Here is a 17,200-nt window from a genome sequence, read left to right on the forward strand (position 1 = left end):
AGCACCGACCGCAAATGCTACCATAATTTTGAACAGTGTCAAATTATGTCTAATTGTTAATCAGCCTGACGACGTAAAAATGCTGGGATATCAAGATATCCATTTTCCTTATCTGCTTTCGGTGCCGTATTTTGACTTGCACCGGAAGAAGATGAAACAGTTGACGACGATGCTGATTGCGGTTTCACTTCTGCTCTTTCTCGCAAAGGCTGTGCCGTTTTTTCTTCGATTTTCGCTGCTTGTTGAACCATTTGTGGCTGAACTGCTGGTGCGACTTTGGCTTTACCGCCTGCAACTAAAGTGATGTCTGGCTTTTTCTCATTACCAATACCCGTTGCAACGACAGTCACGCGAATTTCGTCTGCCATATCAGGATCTAACGAAGTACCGATGACAACTGTCGCATTGTCAGACGCAAACGCCTTAACAGTATTACCGACGGTTTCAAATTCGTCTAGTCGCATATCCAAACCAGCGGTAATATTGACCAACACGCCACGAGCGCCTGCAAGATCAATATCTTCCAAAAGAGGGCTAGAAATTGCCATCTCTGCCGCTTCTTCTGCACGATCTTCGCCGCGAGCCACTCCACTACCCATCATAGCGTGGCCCATTTCTGACATCACAGTACGTACGTCAGCAAAGTCCACGTTAATCATGCCTGGGCGTGTAATCAGTTCAGCAATACCTTGTACTGCATTTTTAAGCACGTCATTCGCGCTTGCAAAGGCTTCGAGCAAAGTAATACCACGACCTAATACTTTCAGTAGTTTTTCATTAGGAATGGTAATCAAAGAGTCAACGTGTTTTGACAACTCTTCAATGCCTTGTTCAGCAAATGCCAAACGTTTTTTTCCTTCAAAACTGAAAGGTTTCGTGACAACCGCTACGGTTAAGATACCCAGTTCTTTGGCAACTTCTGCAATAACAGGAGCTGCACCAGTACCTGTACCACCGCCCATACCAGCTGCGATAAACACCATATCGGCACCCATCAGAACTTCTTTAATTCTTTCTCGGTCTTCTAGAGCTGCATCACGTCCAACTTGCGGGTTTGCACCAGCACCCAAACCTTTAGTGATATCACCACCAATTTGAATGACGCTACTTACGCTTGTTTTACGAAGTGCTTGCGCATCGGTATTGACACTGATGAATTCCACGCCTTCGATGGACTCACGCACCATGTGTTCAACAGCGTTACCGCCACCACCACCAACTCCAACGACTTTAATTACAGCATCGTCAGACATTTCCATCATCGGTTCAAACATGTGTTATCTCCGTTTTCCCTGCAACTCAGGTTAAAACTCTTTTTGTATCCAGTTACGCAAACGACCAATTAAGCTCGACATGGATTGGCGTTTCGGTTCGCTGTATTCCGTGTCGTCATTAATTTGGCTCTCTTTCGCATAATGAAGTAAACCAACCGCCGTAGAATGATACGGCTCTTTTACGTAATCTGTAAGGCCACTCACCTCTAGAGGCTTGCCTACGCGAACTTGATTGCGGAAAACGCGTTCCGCACACTCAACCAAACCTTCAATTTGCGCAGCGCCGCCAGTTAAAACAACACCAGCCGCTAAATGGTGTTTAATGCCATTTTTGCGCAATTTGTCTTGGACAGTATCTATAGTTTGGTTAACTAATCCCATTAATTCAGTGTAGCGAGGTTCAATCACTTCCGACAAGGTTTGTCTTTGTAAACTTCGCGAAGGTCTCCCTCCTACACTTGGGACGTTAACGGTATCATCCTTGCTTACCAACTCACTCAGCGCACAGCCATATTTTACTTTAATCTCTTCAGCATCACTGACTGGTGTGCCAAATGCAAAAGCAATATCACTGGTTACTGCATTTCCCGCATAAGAAAACACTTCCGTATGCCGTAATGCACCACCAGTCCAGATAGCGACATCCATAGTGCCTGCGCCTATATCAATCACGCACACACCTAATTCTCGCTCATCTTCAGTGATAACCGCATTACTTGCCGCTAAGCCAGAGTAAACCAGTTGTTCAACTTTTAAACCACAGCGTTCTACCGCTTTGATAATATTTCTCGCCATATCATTATGACAAGAAATAAGATGCACGCTCACTTCCATGCGTACACCTGATAAACCAAGCGGGTTTTTAATTCCCTCTTGGTAATCAATCGTAAATTCTTGAGGAATGACGTGCAATATTCTTTGCTCTTCCCCAATCTTTATTGATTTGGCGGTATGAATCGCTCGATCCATATCCTCTTGAGAAACTTCTTCATCTGAAATAGTTCCCATGCCTTTTTCAATACGGCTCGCAATATGTCGCCCAGATAGAGAGAGAAACACATTACTAATTTGGCATTCCGCCATTAATTCTGCTTGGTCAACCGCTCTTTGGACAGACTTAACGACCGATTCAAGATCGTTAACTCCCCCTTTATCCATCCCACGGGATGGGCTGGTACCAGCGCCAATAATATTAATTTGACCGTCAGGCAGTATTTCGCCAACTAAAGCTGATACGGTAGCAGTGCCTATATCAAGACCAACAATAATGTTGTCATCAGCGGTCTTAGTCATTTTTACTCTCTTGTGCTTCTTGTTCAGGGAACCAACCTATTGCGGCTCCTGTATCATATCTAAGATCGATATAGCTCACTTGTTCAGTTTTATTGCCTAAATTCTTATACAGTGAAATAAAACGAGCCACTCGTTCATCTAGTGATTCTTTGCCTAACTCTAAGCGAATACCATTATCTAATATGATTTGCCACGCTCGGCGATCATTGAGTAACAGTGACGATATATTTAAGTTTAATAATTGAAACTTAGGGTTCGTTCTCTTCCAAACATTCAATACTTCTTGGCTAGTTCCTTGCGGGCCATAAAGTTTGACTCTTTCACCGTTCAATTGACCAATATCGCCATTAAATACTGTGCCATATCCATCTAACAAAGCGTTGCCATTCCAAATCGCGACTGCTCTATATTCTGTCAGAAACACTTTTATAGTGTCAGGCCACTGTTTACGAATCGATGCATGGGCTACCCACGGAATAGCCTGTACGCTCGACTGAAGTACATTAATATCTTGCGACATAAAAGTACCGATATGATCCAACTGAGCAAAAGCGCGCTGTACATCTAGCGAAGATACATATTGCAAATCACCTTGTAGTACAATCTTTGAAAGCGGTAGCCGCTGTTCGTCCCACATCCAACTGAGTGTTGAATAAACGAGTGAACTTATCAGCAGCAGCACTACAAACAAAAAAACAACACCAGAGGCGTGATTTTTTATGAGTGGCGAACGGGAAACAGCTCGGCTTTCATCGAACACATTCATTAACAAAGCCTGATGTTCCTGTTTTCAAATCGCAATCTCGTGCCCTATTTGGTTTGCAATAGAGGTAAAAGCACTGACTTTAACCTCCGGATTATACTGAGGTCGTTGAAAGTATCAAACATTGAAAGTAAGAAATCTGGACTGGATACCATGTTATTCAATATTGATACACAAATAAGCGCTCTAAATTAAATCTGTTGCATTTTATTGACATTCAATTCGAGAGCCGCTAGATGTTTCGCCACCTTGCCGATATCGCCGGCTCCTTGCGTCAACACAAGGTCACCCTCTTGTAATACATTAGCTAAAACTGAAGGTAGCATCGCACTGTCAGGAATAAAAATAGGATCAATTTTACCGCGACTGCGTATCGTTCGGCACAGCGATCGGCCATCGGCTCCCGCAATCGGCTTTTCTCCTGCTGCATAGACATCGAGCATGATCAGCACATCGACTTGCTCCAGAACATTGGCAAAATCATCATACAGATCACGAGTACGGCTATAACGATGGGGCTGGAAAATCATCACTAGCCGTTTTTCTTGCCAACCGCTACGCGCCGCCTTAATCGTCACTCCAACCTCGGTTGGGTGATGACCATAATCATCGACAAGCATGACAACACCATTGCCCGTGTCAAACTCACCAAGATGATCAAAACGACGTCCAGTGCCTTGGGTGCTCGCCATCGCTTTTAAAATCGCTTCATCGCAAATATCGTCTTCTGTAGCTACCGCAATAGCCGCGGAGGCATTAAGTGCGTTATGACGGCCTGGAATATTCAGCGTAATATCCAGATTGGCTCGCCCCTTTCTGACGACAGTAAAGTGGCCTTGTTGCCCCTGCTGATGGTAATTATTGATCCTGACATCGGCATCATCGGCAAAACCGTAGGTGATCACTTGACGGCTGATGCGTGGAATGATTTCCCGCACAACAGGATCATCAATGCATAATATCGCCTGACCATAGAATGGCAGATTGTGTAGGAAATCAACAAAGGTTTGTTTAAGCGTTTCAAAATCACCGCCATAAGTGTCCATATGATCCGCTTCAATGTTAGTCACGATACTGACCATAGGCTGAAGATGAAGGAATGAAGCATCACTTTCATCAGCTTCAGCAATTAAAATGCGACTTAAGCCTAAACGCGCATTAGTGCCTGCGCTTTTGACTAGCCCGCCATTAACAAACGTCGGATCTAAACCAGCCTCAGAATAAATTTGCGTGACCAATGCTGTTGTTGTCGTTTTTCCATGCGTCCCAGCTACCGCAATACCGTGACGAAAGCGCATTAATTCCGCCAGCATTTCAGCACGACGAACAACCGGAATACGTCGTTCACGTGCCGCTTTCAGTTCTGGGTTTAGCTCATTGATTGCGGTAGAAACTACCACCACGCTGGCAAGTTCAATATTAGTGGCTTGATGGCCGATATAAATGATGGCCCCTTTACTTGCCAATCTTTCAGTCACAGGGTTGGAAGCGAGATCAGAACCGGTAATTTGGTAGCCTTCATTGAGCAACACTTCCGCAATCCCGCTCATGCCCGCCCCACCAATACCGACAAAGTGAATACACTTGACGCGGCGCATCTCTGGCACCATGGCACGGATTTGAGCTAAATCTTGAGTATGTTTAATGGTCATGAAAAATTTCTCGTTATTGGGTAAGTGCGATGATAGCGTCAGCAACGACTTTATCAGCATCCAGTTGTGCGGCTGCACGCGCTTGTTGCGCCATCAACAGCAGATCATGACGCTCAAGAGAAGCAATCTCTTGCGCTAGTTTTTCTACTGTGAGCTGCGGCTGTTCAATCATTTTGGCCGCACCGCAAGTAACTAAATGATCCGCGTTAAGCGCTTGCTGTCGATCTTTATGCATAAAAGGGATAAATATAGCGCCAACACCGGCTGCTGCCACTTCGGAAACCGTTAATGCTCCCGAACGGCACACCAGTAAATCAGCCCACGCATAAGCGCCAGCCACATCCTCAATGAACTCGGTAACGTGTGCATTTTTGATCTGAAGCGCGCGATAAGCTTGCTCAACCGACTGTTGATTATTCTTGCCTGCTTGATGGCAAACTTGGTAATCATCGCCAAGCACAGCTAGCACGTCAGGCAAAGTTCGGTTGAGAATCTGCGCACCTTGGCTGCCGCCCATCACGAGAATGCGGATCGGTTCATTTCGCTCAGCAAAGCGTACTTGCGGTGCGGGTAATGTAGCGACATCTTGGCGTACCGGGTTACCTACAACTTGCGCCTCAGTAAAGGCTCCGGGGAAGGCTTGAAATACGCGTTTGGCAATTTTCGAAAGCCAACGGTTGGTTAACCCTGCTACGGCATTTTGCTCGTGAAGCACAACGGGAATTCCCATAGACCAGGCTGCCACGCCACCGGGACCACTGACGTATCCGCCCATGCCGAGCACCGCATCAGGTTGCCACTGCTTCAAATAACGACGCGCTTGAAAAATCGCGTTCACAATTTGAAAAGGCGCTTTCAGCAAACGCCCTATGCCTTGGCCACGTAACCCTTTGACCTGAATAAAGTCGATCTCAATACCATGTTTAGGCACTAATTCTGCTTCCATCCGATCCGCAGTCCCTAGCCAGCGGATCTGCCAACCTTGCTGTTGGAGCTGTTTAGCCACAGCGAGGCCGGGGAAAACATGTCCCCCCGTTCCACCAGCCATAACCATTAAACGTTTATTGTTTGTCATTGGATTCTTTTTCTATAGACACTCGATTGCGATCTTTGAGTCGACATTCATGATCAATTCTCAACAAGATCGACACCGCAATCGACATAATAATTAAACTTGAACCGCCGTAACTGATCAAGGGCAGCGTCAGGCCCTTAGTCGGCACCATGCCCGCTGCAGCGCCAACATTGATGAGCGTTTGGAATGCAAACCAAATTCCAATCCCAAAGGCCAAATAACCACCAAATTGCTGATCATGCTCAAAGGCTTTTTTACCGATAAACACCGCTTTAAGTACCAGACTAAAAATCAGCAGTAGGACTAGTACAACACCAACAAAGCCGAGCTCTTCAGCCAGCACTGCAAATACGAAATCAGTGTGCGCTTCAGGTAAGTACTCTAGCTTTTGAATCGAGTTACCAAGCCCTTGACCAAACCACTCTCCGCGCCCAAAGGCCATCAGAGATTGAGTCAATTGATAACCGCTACCAAACGGGTCTTCCCATGGGTCAAGAAATGAAGTCACACGGCGAATACGGTAAGGCTCTGCCGCAATCAGTGCGATTACCGCAACAATTCCAGCCACCATGAGCGCAATAAATTGTGACAGTTTGGCCCCAGCAATAAACAACATGCCAAACAGAGTCACCAACATCACAACCACGGTTCCCAAATCTGGCTGACCAAGCAGCAAGATGGCCAAGGTTCCAAACACCATAATCGGTTTCATGAAGCCACCAAAAAAGGTTTGCCTCACTTCATCTTGTTTACGAACTAAGTACCCAGCCATGAAAATAAACAGTGACAGTTTTGCCACCTCAGCAGGTTGCAGGTTAAATAACCCCAAAGGGATCCAGCGCGAGGCACCATTGACCGATTTGCCCGCGAGCAAAACCACAATCAGCAGCATAAAAGAGACGCCAAGTAGCACCGAGCTGTATTGCATCCAACGTTTCATTGGCACTTGCAACACCACACTCGATGTCACAATGGCCAGCATCAAGAAAATGGCGTGACGAAACATAAAGTGAAACGGTTGATCCGTTAAACGCGAACTGATAGGAAACGAAGCCGATGTCACCATCACCAGCCCAGTCAGCATCAAACCTAAAGCAATCCATACCAATTGACGGTCAAACAAGGCTTCAGGCGCTTGGCTCTGAAACCATTGACGAGTCATTTTGATGAGGCTTGAAAAGGACAAAATGCAATTTCCTGTTGATTAAGCGTAACGCTGCGCAAGCTCGGCAAAGGCGTCACCTCTGGCCATAAAGTTTTTAAACTGATCAAAACTGGCACAAGCAGGCGAAAGCATCACCATATCACCACGACGCAGCTGCGGTTTGATCGATACGATAATCTCTTCCATCGATGAATAGAACTGAGCCGATGGATGCAGTGGCATGAATTGCCCACCGTCAACGCCAAAACAGCACAGTTTTACGTTCAATGTTTTTAGTATCGGTGCTAATAGCGAGAAATCAGCGCCCTTGCCAACGCCCCCCACGAGCAGATACAAAGTTCCTTGGCAATTTAACCCCGACAACGCCGCTTGGGTGCTTGCGACATTAGTTGCTTTCGAGTCATTGACCCATTTTACGCCGTGATTATCAGCAACAACCTGACAACGATGTGTCAGCCCGCGGTAAGATTTCAATGCATCAAGCGCAGATGAGTAATCAACACCCGCCAAATCGAGTAGTGCGAGTACAGTGAGCACGTTGGCACTATTGTGTCGTCCCACTAATCTGAGCTCCTCGCTTGCCAACAATGGCGTGCCTTTCGCGACTAAAAACGATTTTCCATCAATCATTTGCGTGCAATAGTCGGCGTCATGTTCAACGGAAAAACGTGCGATGTGACCTGAAAATGAGGGAGGTTCCGTCTGGCTATCATCGGCGTTCACGACCGCCGCTTGCGCATACTTAAAAATGCGCAATTTAGCTTGGCGATACGATTCCATACCATCGTAGCGATCCATATGATCTTCAGTCAGATTGAGAAAGGCAGCAGAGACGAGTTTTAAACTTGAGGTCGTTTCTAGCTGGAAGCTTGAAAGCTCCAGCACATAAAGATCGGCCTCTTGCTGAAGTAGATCTAAAGCAGGCACACCAATATTGCCGCCAACGGCAACCTTAACCCCAGCAGCTTTAGCAAGCACTCCGGTTAAATCCGTCACTGTGCTCTTACCGTTGGATCCGGTGATAGCGATAACAGGCTTATCCACCTGCCAAGCAAAGAGCTCAATATCGCCCACCACGGGAATATGTTGCGCTAACGCCTGTTGAATCTCTGGCGTAGCTAAAGCAATGCCCGGATTAGTAACAATCAAGTCAGCGTCAAATAACCAAGCTTGGTTCCAGCTGCCACAATGTAGCTCAACTTGCGAGCTTAAATGTTCTCGACCTGGCGGGTTGTCCCGCGTGTCGATCACCTTAATCGTGAGCGAGCGATCTAAACTCAAAAGGTAGTTCACCACCGAGAGGCCCGTCATACCGAGCCCCACGACCACCACATTATTAACAGTTTGCCAACGATCCATCTTCATTCCATTCAACACCGTTTTGCTCTATCACTAGCGCACTTTTAGTGTAGCCAAACCCACTAACACCAACACAATTGAGATAATCCAAAAACGGACGATCACACGTGGTTCTGGCCAACCTTTCAATTCATAGTGGTGATGGATAGGGGCCATCCGGAAAATACGTTGACCACGTAATTTGTAGGAACCGACTTGTAAAATCACCGACAAGGTTTCCATCACAAACACGCCGCCCATGATCACTAACACAAACTCTTGACGAACCAACACCGCTATTGTACCGAGTGCACCGCCTAGAGCGAGTGAACCCACATCGCCCATAAAGACTTGTGCAGGATAAGTGTTGAACCACAGAAAACCTAAACCGGCCCCCACAATTGCAGTACACACCACCACTAGCTCTGAGGCATAAGGAACATAAGGAATATGCAGATAACTGGCGAAATTGACGTTCCCAGTTGCCCATGCAATCACAGCAAAACCGGCAGCAACTAAAACAGTCGGCATGATGGCTAAACCGTCCAGACCATCGGTTAAGTTCACCGCGTTACTGGTTCCGACGATGACAAAATAGGTCAGCACAATGTAGAGCAAGCCCAGTTGCGGCATCACATCTTTAAAGAAAGGCACCACAAGCTGAGTAGCTGCGGTATCGTTGCCATGTGCATAGAGAGCAAACGCCACTATCAACGCAATGGCTGACTGCCAAAAGTATTTCCAGCGTGCGATCAATCCATCACTATTTTTACGCACCACTTTGCGATAATCATCCACAAAACCGACTACGCCATAACCAAGCAGCACCGCAAGTACAGCCCACACGTAAGGGTTTGAGAGATCAGTCCACAGCAGTACGGTAGCAATGATAGAGGCGAGGATCATAACACCGCCCATGGTTGGCGTACCGCGCTTACTAAAGTGTGATTCTGGACCGTCGTTACGCACCACTTGACCAATTTGCAGTAGTTGCAAACGTTTAATCAAGCGCGGCCCCATCCATAACGACAGAGCAAGTGCGGTTAAAATACTGACGATGGCCCGAAATGAGAGATATTCGAACAGACGAAAAAAAGAGAAGTATGGCTGGAGTAGATCCGCGAGCCAAATAATCATGAGTATTTCTCCTTGAGAGCAGCCACAATTTTACTCATACCCGCACTGTTTGCACCTTTGACAAGTAAGGTATGAGACTCTTGATCGAATTGTGATAATTGCTGCTCGATATAAGCAATCATGTCCGCATGGCTTTCAAAATGGAGGCCATGGCATAGGTCACTGATCACTTTTGCATCGCGACCGTAAGTAAGGACATAGTCAAACTGGAATGGTGCAGCATGTTCACCGACTTGACGATGAAGTGCAAGGCTTTCATCGCCCAACTCGGCCATATTACCTAAAATTAACCAACGCCTTGCAGAGAAAGTGTTAAGTAGATCAACCGCCGCTTTCATTGCTGGAACACTGGCATTGTAACTGTCATCAATCAGTTTCACAGTCGAGCTCAATTGGGTGACATCAACACGCCCTTTCACCTGAGCCAGATGCGCAAGTCCGTACTGCACCTCTTCAAGATTTGCACCCAACTCCATGGCTAATGCCGCCGCCGCCAACGCATTAGAAACGTTATGTTCACCCACAATATTGAGCCCAATGTCAATATGACCGACTGGTGTGATCATTTCAAACTGAGCTTCACCTTGTTCGTTAAGCCTAATACCACGGGCGTAAAAATCTGCCATTTGACGGCTGGAAAAGGTTTTAACGGTTTTGTCCGCTAAAATAGCGCTCCACCGCTCACCACCGTGGCTTTCTAAATTAATAATGGCTGTCGCACCTGAAGCAAGGCCTTGATAAATTTCACCTTTCGCCTGTTTTACGCCCTCAATTGAGCCAAAACCTTCCAGATGCGCCGCGGCAACATTGTTCACCAATGCGACATCCGGCTTCACTAAAGAGGTGGTATAAGCAATTTCACCAATATGATTCGCCCCTAACTCAATCACTGCATACGCATCATTAAGACCAGAGCGAAGCAGAGTGAGCGGCACGCCGATATCATTATTAAAATTGCCAGCAGTAAAGAGCACGCGGCCTTTGGCTGATAAAATATTTGCCACCATCTCTTTGACTGTGGTTTTACCGCAACTACCTGTAATCGCTGCGGTCGGTGTTTGACACTGTTGGTGAACCCAAGCGCCAAGCAGGCCTAACGCCAGTTTGGTGTCGGTAACCACCAGCTGAGGAACCGAAACCGCCAAAGGGCACTGAACCAATAACGCCTTTGCACCAGAGGCAACCGCTTGTGCAGCAAACTCATGAGCATCAAATTTATCACCAACCAAGGCAACAAAGAGCGAACCCGGTTTGATTTGACGCGTGTCGGTCGAGACCTCAGACACGGTGACATCACAACCAACCAATTGTGCATGCAAAACGTGCGTCAATTGCTGTAAAGAGACTTCTATCATGCACTTATCTCCAGTAAGGTTTGCGCCGTTTCGCGATCCGAATAGTGAATAGTTTGATGGGCCATCACTTGATAATCTTCATGCCCTTTGCCTGCCAATAAAATGATATCTTGCTGATCGGCATGTTGCAGGGCGTATTGCACGGCAGCATAACGATTGTGCTCAACGTGTGCGCGACTTGCAAACTTAAGTCCTGCCACCATATCTTGCACAATGTCTGCCGGTTTTTCGCTACGAGGGTTATCGTCGGTCAAAATGATCTTATCAGCGCAGCGCTCTGCAATTTCGGCCATCATCGGACGTTTGCCTTTATCGCGGTCGCCACCACAACCAAAAATCGCCCATAGCTGACCTTGGCAATGAACGCGAAGTGCCAACAGTGCTTTTTCCAAAGCATCGGGCGTGTGTGCATAATCGACGACGATCTTCGCACGATTTGGCGCTTGAAAGAGTTCCATTCGCCCTAAGACCGGCTGCAGTTGAGAAGCCGTTGTCATCAAGGCTTGTTTATCAAACCCTAAAGTCAGCATAATGGCAAAAGCGAGTAGAAGATTGCTGGCGTTAAATTCGCCAATCAACGGCACGCTCAATTCACCTTGACCATAGTAGCCGTCGAAGGTTAATGAAATACCATTATCACTGTAAGAGACCGAGCTCGCCCACAGCGCTTTAGCGCATTGCGGTTGCTGCTTTAAAGAGACAGCAATCGGTGCTTTCAGCTGTGCTAACCAACTCGCACCCACCGCATCGTCGGCATTGATGACAGCGTGTTGGCAGTGATGAGCGGTAAATAAGGAGAGCTTTGCTTTGGCGTACTCTTCCATGGTGCCATGATAATCGAGATGATCGCGGCTTAAGTTAGAAAACACGCCCACAGCGAACTTCAATGCTTGAACTCGCCCTTGAACTAATCCGTGCGAAGAGACTTCCAGCGCGGTATAGCGAGCGCCTTGCTGCGCTAATTGATAGAGTGTTTCTTGGACCTCAATGGCATTACCTGTGGTATTGGCGGCAGGCTGTAAATGGTTAAGAAAACCATTACCCGTCGTACCCAGCACCGCCGCTTTATCGCCTAACAAGTCAATCCACTGCGCGATTAATTGAGTAATGGTGGTTTTACCGTTGGTTCCCGTAACCCCAATCAACGTACTGGTCTTCGAACGATAAAGCCGCGATGCCAGTTGAGATAAATGTTGGTTTAGATCAGCAAGGTAAATCACTAACACGCCATTGACCGTAGTCATACTGCCATGCGGATGCTGCGCACACGCTTGAGCCAATACCAGATTCGCCCCAGCTTGAGTAGCGCTATCAATAAACTGCCTTCCGTCGATGGCATGGCCGACCACTGCAATAAAGGTATCATTGGATGATATTTTACGGCTATCGAGCACTAAACGAGTCACCGACAACGTTGAAATAGAATGGCCATCGAGGTCAAGCCAAGGGGCGATGAGATCTTGTAAACACATACTCGGCGTCATTGTGCTTCTCTCTTAATTATTTTTGGAATCGATTTTCATCAGGAGCGACATTGAGGATCTGCAACGCTCCTTTCATTATTTCGGCAAAGACAGGGCCGGCAACGGAACCGCCATAATATAAGTCACCTTGAGGTTCATTCACCATCACCACTAACGAGACTCGAGGGTCACTCACTGGAGCCACTCCTGCCGTGTAAGCAAAATATTCATCACCATAACCGCCGGCAATCGCTTTGCGCGAAGTGCCTGACTTGGCCGCAATACGATAGCCCGGAACCGCGGCTTGAGTTGCTGTGCCACCGGGTTGGGTAACGGTTCCTAACATTTCCAACACTTTCTTAGCATTAGTTTTATCAACCACTTGGCGTGATAAATCTTGCTGGTTGCTGTCAATAATATGGATTGGTTGGTACTGACCTAAATTGCCTAAAGTGGCATAAGCATGAGCCAACTGAATGGGGGTAATTGACAAACCATAGCCAAATGCCAAGGTGGCAATTTCAAACGGTGACCAACGGCGGCGATTCGGGAAAATACCCAAAGTCTCACCGACAAGGTTTAAACCCGACATTTCACCAAGCCCTACAGAGGTATACATACCTAATAGAGCTTCGAGAGGCATTTCAAGCGCCAGCTTAGCCACTCCGATGTTACTCGATTTTTTCAGAATTAAGGTTAAATCGGCTTTGCCGACTTTTGAGGTATCACGCACTCGACTGCCGCCGATTTGCATGATGCCATTCCCTGTATCAATCACCGTTTTGTCATTCGCAACGCCATTTTCAAGCGCGGCCAATACTACAAAAGGTTTGACAGTTGAGCCCGGTTCAAAGGCGTCCGTGATCACGCGGTTACGCATTTTAAAACTTTGCCAATCGGAACGGTTATTGGGGTTGTATGAGGGGGCGTTAACCATCGCTAATACTGCACCCGTTTTCACGTCGAGCAAAATCGCCGATGCCGAAGTGGCACGATAGTCCGCCACAGCTTGCTTGACCGCACGAAAGGCGATCGCTTGCAAACGTTGGTCAATGGTCAACGCCAGTGGCTTGCCCTCTTCACGCTCTTCAAGCGAGATATTTTCCACCACTCGGCCATACCGATCTTTGCGGATCACCTGTTTGCCCGCTTCCCCCGTCAGCCATTTATCATAGCTGCGCTCAACCCCTTCTAAACCGTGGCCATCGATGCCCGTCACACCAATTAAGTGTGCACTCGCCTCACCGGCTGGATAGTAACGGCGAGATTCGGCCTTGAGCCCCACACCCGCTAATTTGAGTTCGCGAATATAATTGGCCATTGCAGGGCTCACTTGACGCTGCAAATAGATAAAACGGCGGGTTTGGTTCTCTTCAATTTTTTTCAGCAGCTCACTGCGCTTAATGCCTAACACATCAGCCAGTGCGTACCAACGTTCACGTTCAACTAAGCCGCCGGCTTTAAAAATAGCCACAGGATCAGCCCATACTGCATCGACAGGAACACTGACTGCGAGAGGTTCACCATTACGATCCGAAATGATTCCGCGTGCCGATGGCAAGGTTTTGGCTCGGACAGAGCGCATATCCCCTTCGCGGATCAAATTATCCGGTTCGATAATTTGGATGAAGGCAACGCGCCCAACCAATAAAGCGAAAGTAACGAATACAAAAAAGAGGATGAGATAGAATCGCCAACGGATCAAAATAGGAGATGTCGCTTTTTCTTGACGAGGTGCCGCTTGGGCTTTGTCTTTGTTTTTTTTCATTTGAGCGTAATCACCACTTCTTTATCAGAATCAGGTCGCTTCATTTCCAGCTCTTGTTTGGCAAGATTCTGCACGCGACTATGTTCTGCTAGGGCCGTTTCCTCAAGAATGAGGTTACGCCATTCATTATCGAGCCGCTCGCGCTCAACTAAGGTTTGATCTTTTTCCGAAATCGCCTGCCTAGAATGGTGGGTAATAAACACCACTCCCATCGCACTGGCAAAAATTAACATTAACAAAATAAGCGGCACTCGACCCACCGTAAACAGGTCAAGTGCAATCAGTTTGGTTAAATTCGGCGGCGATTTAGACATAGACTACAGTTTTTCAGCAACTCGTAATACTGAGCTACGTGAACGGGGATTGAGTTCCACTTCTTCTTTAGTTGGCATAATCGCTTTCCCAACTGGTTTTAAGTTGGCTGAGCCCAATGCCTGAATTTGTATTTCTGTTAACGGCAAACCATGTGGAACCTCTGGGCCTTTACTCTCTTTACGAATAAAGCGTTTGACCATGCGATCTTCAAGCGAATGGAAACTGATCACCGATAAGCGCCCTTGCGGGGCTAAGATCTTAGCTGCGCCTTTCAATGCAGTGTCGATCTCTTCTAATTCACTATTGATATAGATACGAAATGCTTGAAATGAGCGCGTAGCCGGGTGTTTTTTCTCTTTAAAGCTTTTCGGCGCAGCTTCTGAAATCAGTTTGGCCAATTGGCTGGTGCGCGTCAGAGGCTCTTTTTCATCGTCTTCACGGTAAGCGACAATCGCTTTGGCAATACGGCGTGCGTGCTTGTCTTCACCAAATTCACGAATCACCCAAGTAATGTCGTCCAAATCGGCTTGCGCAAGCCACTGCGAGACAGGGATCCCTGACGTCGGGTCCATACGCATATCAAGCGGGCCATCTTTCATGAAACTAAAACCGCGCTCGGCATCGTCCAACTGCGGCGAGGAAACGCCTAAATCAAGCAGTACTCCATCTACTTTCCCAACCAGATCGTAGCGCTCAGCGTATTGTGCCATGCCAGAGAATGGGCCATGAATGATAGTAAAACGCGGGTCGTTAATTTTTCCAGCTTCAGCAATCGCTTGTGGATCGCGGTCTATGCTGTAAAGCCGACCATTGTCACCCAACTTAGAGAGAATTGTACGACTATGACCACCACGGCCAAACGTGCCGTCGATATAAATACCGTCTGGTTTGATAGCAAGGCCATCAATGGATTCATTCAGTAGTACAGAAATGTGTTGAAAAGGTTCAGTCATCGTTTTCTCATCGGGCTAAAGCTGAAATATAGCAATCGGCTACGGCGCAAGTATTCAGTTTACTGATTTAACGCCGCATCGCTACCACTTGACGTTGGCATCACGTGATATTGCGCTAAGTTTAGTGCTTACGAAATAATTTTCGTCAATAAAAAGCAAAAAACCCATCATAACCGCAAGAGTTATGATGGGTCTGCAATAGGTGGAGTTGACGTATAAGCCGGGTTCTGTTCCGCTTGCGCGGCAGTAGCCATTCGTCTAGGCCAGCAATCACTCACTGGCTCAAGCAACCTACCCGCTTCCTTACGCGAGCAACGCAATGTGGAAGCCTATTTGGTCTTGCTCCGGGTGGAGTTTACCTTGCTACGAACTGTTGCCAGACGCACGGTGCGCTCTTACCGCACCCTTTCACCCTTACCTGTGCCCATTCCGAAGAAATTGGGCCATCGGCGGTCTTCTCTCTGCTGCACTTGTCGTAGGCTTTCGCCCCCCAGGCGTTACCTGGCACCCTGCTCTATGGAGCCCGGACTTTCCTCCCCTCCATCAGTCTCCCCAGCACAAGGCTAAAGGACATCAATGAAGCAGCGACTACCCAGTCAACTCCGAGGGCGGATTGTATAGAGAAAGATAGGTACTGTCTAGGCTCAAACAACTTCTGTGTTTAATTCACGCTTAAGCGTTTAATTATCCATCGATTTAAAGCATTAAGATGCTGCTGGCTAATTAAGCAGATAGGTTTTCAAGCCCCCACTTATAAAGGGCATTTTTCTTAAGGTTATAAATTTCAGCCGCCAATGCGGCCGCTTTTTTCAGAGGCAGCTCTTTTGTCAAAATCGCTAAACTGCGCAACGCTTCGTCCGGCAAGCTATCGTCCACGCTGTCTCTGTAACCATGGATCAGTAACACCATTTCACCACGCTTGCGGTTCTCATCTTCATTAATCCAATTAATCAGTTCGCCTAACGGCAAACCTTGAATCGTCTCGAAGGTTTTGGTGAGTTCGCGGGCTAGCACCACGTTACGATCTGGCCCTAAGATAGCTAACATATCTTGCAGTGATTCGCTAATTCGGTGTGGTGACTCATAAAAAATACAGGTGCGTTCAGCCTTAGCGATCTCGAGGAATTTATCTTTACGCCCTTTGCTTTTCGGCGGCAAAAAACCTTCAAAACTGAAACGATCAGAAGGTAAGCCTGATGCACTGAGCGCAGTAATCACAGCACAGGCGCCAGGAAGTGGCACAACTCTCACACCAGCTTGACGACATTGATTGACAAGATGGTACCCTGGATCACTGATCAGTGGCGTTCCTGCATCAGAAACCAACGCAATAGATTGCCCTGATAATAATTTATCGACTAACACTTGTGCTTTTTGCTGTTCGTTGTGATCATGCAAGGCAAAGGTTTTAGTCTGGATATTGAAGTGAGCGAGAAGTCTGCCAGTATGGCGTGTATCTTCCGCAGCGATAACATCAACACTTGAGAGTACTTCAATGGCTCGCTGGGTAATATCACCCAAATTGCCAATTGGCGTAGGAACAATGTAGAGAGTTGGGATCTCTGCTGGCAAGGTTTTGCTATCTGTCATTTGTTTACCATCACTTCAACGATTAATATAGAGACAATTTTACACGGAATAATGAAAGA

At 47.1% G+C, this 17,200-nt stretch carries 14 protein-coding genes and 1 other RNA gene; all 15 read right to left on the bottom strand.

The features are described from left to right. Positions 1 to 56 precede the first annotated feature (56 nt). On the bottom strand, positions 57 to 1,274 hold the full coding sequence (gene ftsZ / locus VOR_RS0102245) for a cell division protein FtsZ (protein WP_010317994.1): 1,218 nt from the start codon (positions 1,272 to 1,274) through the stop codon (positions 57 to 59). 30 nt (positions 1,275 to 1,304) lie between these two features. Then, complete coding sequence (gene ftsA, locus VOR_RS0102250; protein ID WP_010317995.1) at positions 1,305 to 2,567, bottom strand: cell division protein FtsA; 1,263 nt, start codon at positions 2,565 to 2,567, stop codon at positions 1,305 to 1,307. Next, a complete protein-coding gene (locus VOR_RS0102255) occupies positions 2,560 to 3,333 on the bottom strand; it encodes a cell division protein FtsQ/DivIB (protein ID WP_010317996.1) in 774 nt (257 codons plus the stop codon). Before VOR_RS0102255 ends, ftsA begins: the two co-directional genes overlap by 8 nt. Before the next feature lie 188 nt (positions 3,334 to 3,521). Next, complete coding sequence (murC, locus tag VOR_RS0102260; RefSeq protein ID WP_010317998.1) at positions 3,522 to 4,982, bottom strand: UDP-N-acetylmuramate--L-alanine ligase; 1,461 nt, start codon at positions 4,980 to 4,982, stop codon at positions 3,522 to 3,524. Positions 4,983 to 4,995: 13 nt separating this feature from the next. Then, the gene (murG, locus tag VOR_RS0102265) at positions 4,996 to 6,057 is read right to left on the bottom strand and encodes an undecaprenyldiphospho-muramoylpentapeptide beta-N-acetylglucosaminyltransferase (protein WP_010318000.1); all 1,062 of its coding nucleotides are present in this window, start codon (positions 6,055 to 6,057) and stop codon (positions 4,996 to 4,998) included. Then, positions 6,044 to 7,219: a cell division protein FtsW gene (gene ftsW, locus VOR_RS0102270; RefSeq protein WP_033197376.1), complete on the bottom strand. Its 1,176-nt coding sequence runs from the start codon at positions 7,217 to 7,219 to the stop codon at positions 6,044 to 6,046. The genes murG and ftsW overlap by 14 nt, the downstream gene beginning before the upstream one ends. Before the next feature lie 42 nt (positions 7,220 to 7,261). After that, positions 7,262 to 8,599: a UDP-N-acetylmuramoyl-L-alanine--D-glutamate ligase gene (murD, locus tag VOR_RS0102275; protein ID WP_155815337.1), complete on the bottom strand. Its 1,338-nt coding sequence runs from the start codon at positions 8,597 to 8,599 to the stop codon at positions 7,262 to 7,264. A gap of 15 nt (positions 8,600 to 8,614) precedes the next feature. Then, positions 8,615 to 9,697, bottom strand: coding sequence for a phospho-N-acetylmuramoyl-pentapeptide-transferase (mraY, locus tag VOR_RS0102280; protein ID WP_010318005.1), 1,083 nt, complete (start codon positions 9,695 to 9,697; stop codon positions 8,615 to 8,617). Next, positions 9,694 to 11,052: a UDP-N-acetylmuramoyl-tripeptide--D-alanyl-D-alanine ligase gene (locus VOR_RS0102285; RefSeq protein WP_010318008.1), complete on the bottom strand. Its 1,359-nt coding sequence runs from the start codon at positions 11,050 to 11,052 to the stop codon at positions 9,694 to 9,696. The genes mraY and VOR_RS0102285 overlap by 4 nt, the downstream gene beginning before the upstream one ends. Then, positions 11,049 to 12,536: a UDP-N-acetylmuramoyl-L-alanyl-D-glutamate--2,6-diaminopimelate ligase gene (murE, locus tag VOR_RS0102290; protein WP_010318009.1), complete on the bottom strand. Its 1,488-nt coding sequence runs from the start codon at positions 12,534 to 12,536 to the stop codon at positions 11,049 to 11,051. Before murE ends, VOR_RS0102285 begins: the two co-directional genes overlap by 4 nt. Positions 12,537 to 12,552: 16 nt before the next feature. Continuing rightward, entirely contained in the window at positions 12,553 to 14,283 is a 1,731-nt protein-coding gene (locus VOR_RS0102295; protein WP_010318011.1) for a peptidoglycan glycosyltransferase FtsI, read from the bottom strand. Then, positions 14,280 to 14,597: a cell division protein FtsL gene (gene ftsL, locus VOR_RS0102300; RefSeq protein WP_010318013.1), complete on the bottom strand. Its 318-nt coding sequence runs from the start codon at positions 14,595 to 14,597 to the stop codon at positions 14,280 to 14,282. The genes VOR_RS0102295 and ftsL overlap by 4 nt, the downstream gene beginning before the upstream one ends. A gap of 3 nt (positions 14,598 to 14,600) precedes the next feature. After that, complete coding sequence (gene rsmH / locus VOR_RS0102305) at positions 14,601 to 15,551, bottom strand: 16S rRNA (cytosine(1402)-N(4))-methyltransferase RsmH (protein ID WP_010318016.1); 951 nt, start codon at positions 15,549 to 15,551, stop codon at positions 14,601 to 14,603. Between the two features lie 200 nt (positions 15,552 to 15,751). After that, positions 15,752 to 16,155: RNase P RNA component class A (gene rnpB / locus VOR_RS18110), an RNA gene on the bottom strand. A gap of 119 nt (positions 16,156 to 16,274) precedes the next feature. Beyond that, a complete protein-coding gene (gene rsmI / locus VOR_RS0102315; RefSeq protein WP_010318018.1) occupies positions 16,275 to 17,141 on the bottom strand; it encodes a 16S rRNA (cytidine(1402)-2'-O)-methyltransferase in 867 nt (288 codons plus the stop codon). Between the last annotated feature and the right edge of the window lie 59 nt (positions 17,142 to 17,200).

The organism is Vibrio ordalii ATCC 33509, assembly GCA_000257205.1.
Classification (GTDB): Bacteria; Pseudomonadota; Gammaproteobacteria; order Enterobacterales; family Vibrionaceae; genus Vibrio; species Vibrio ordalii.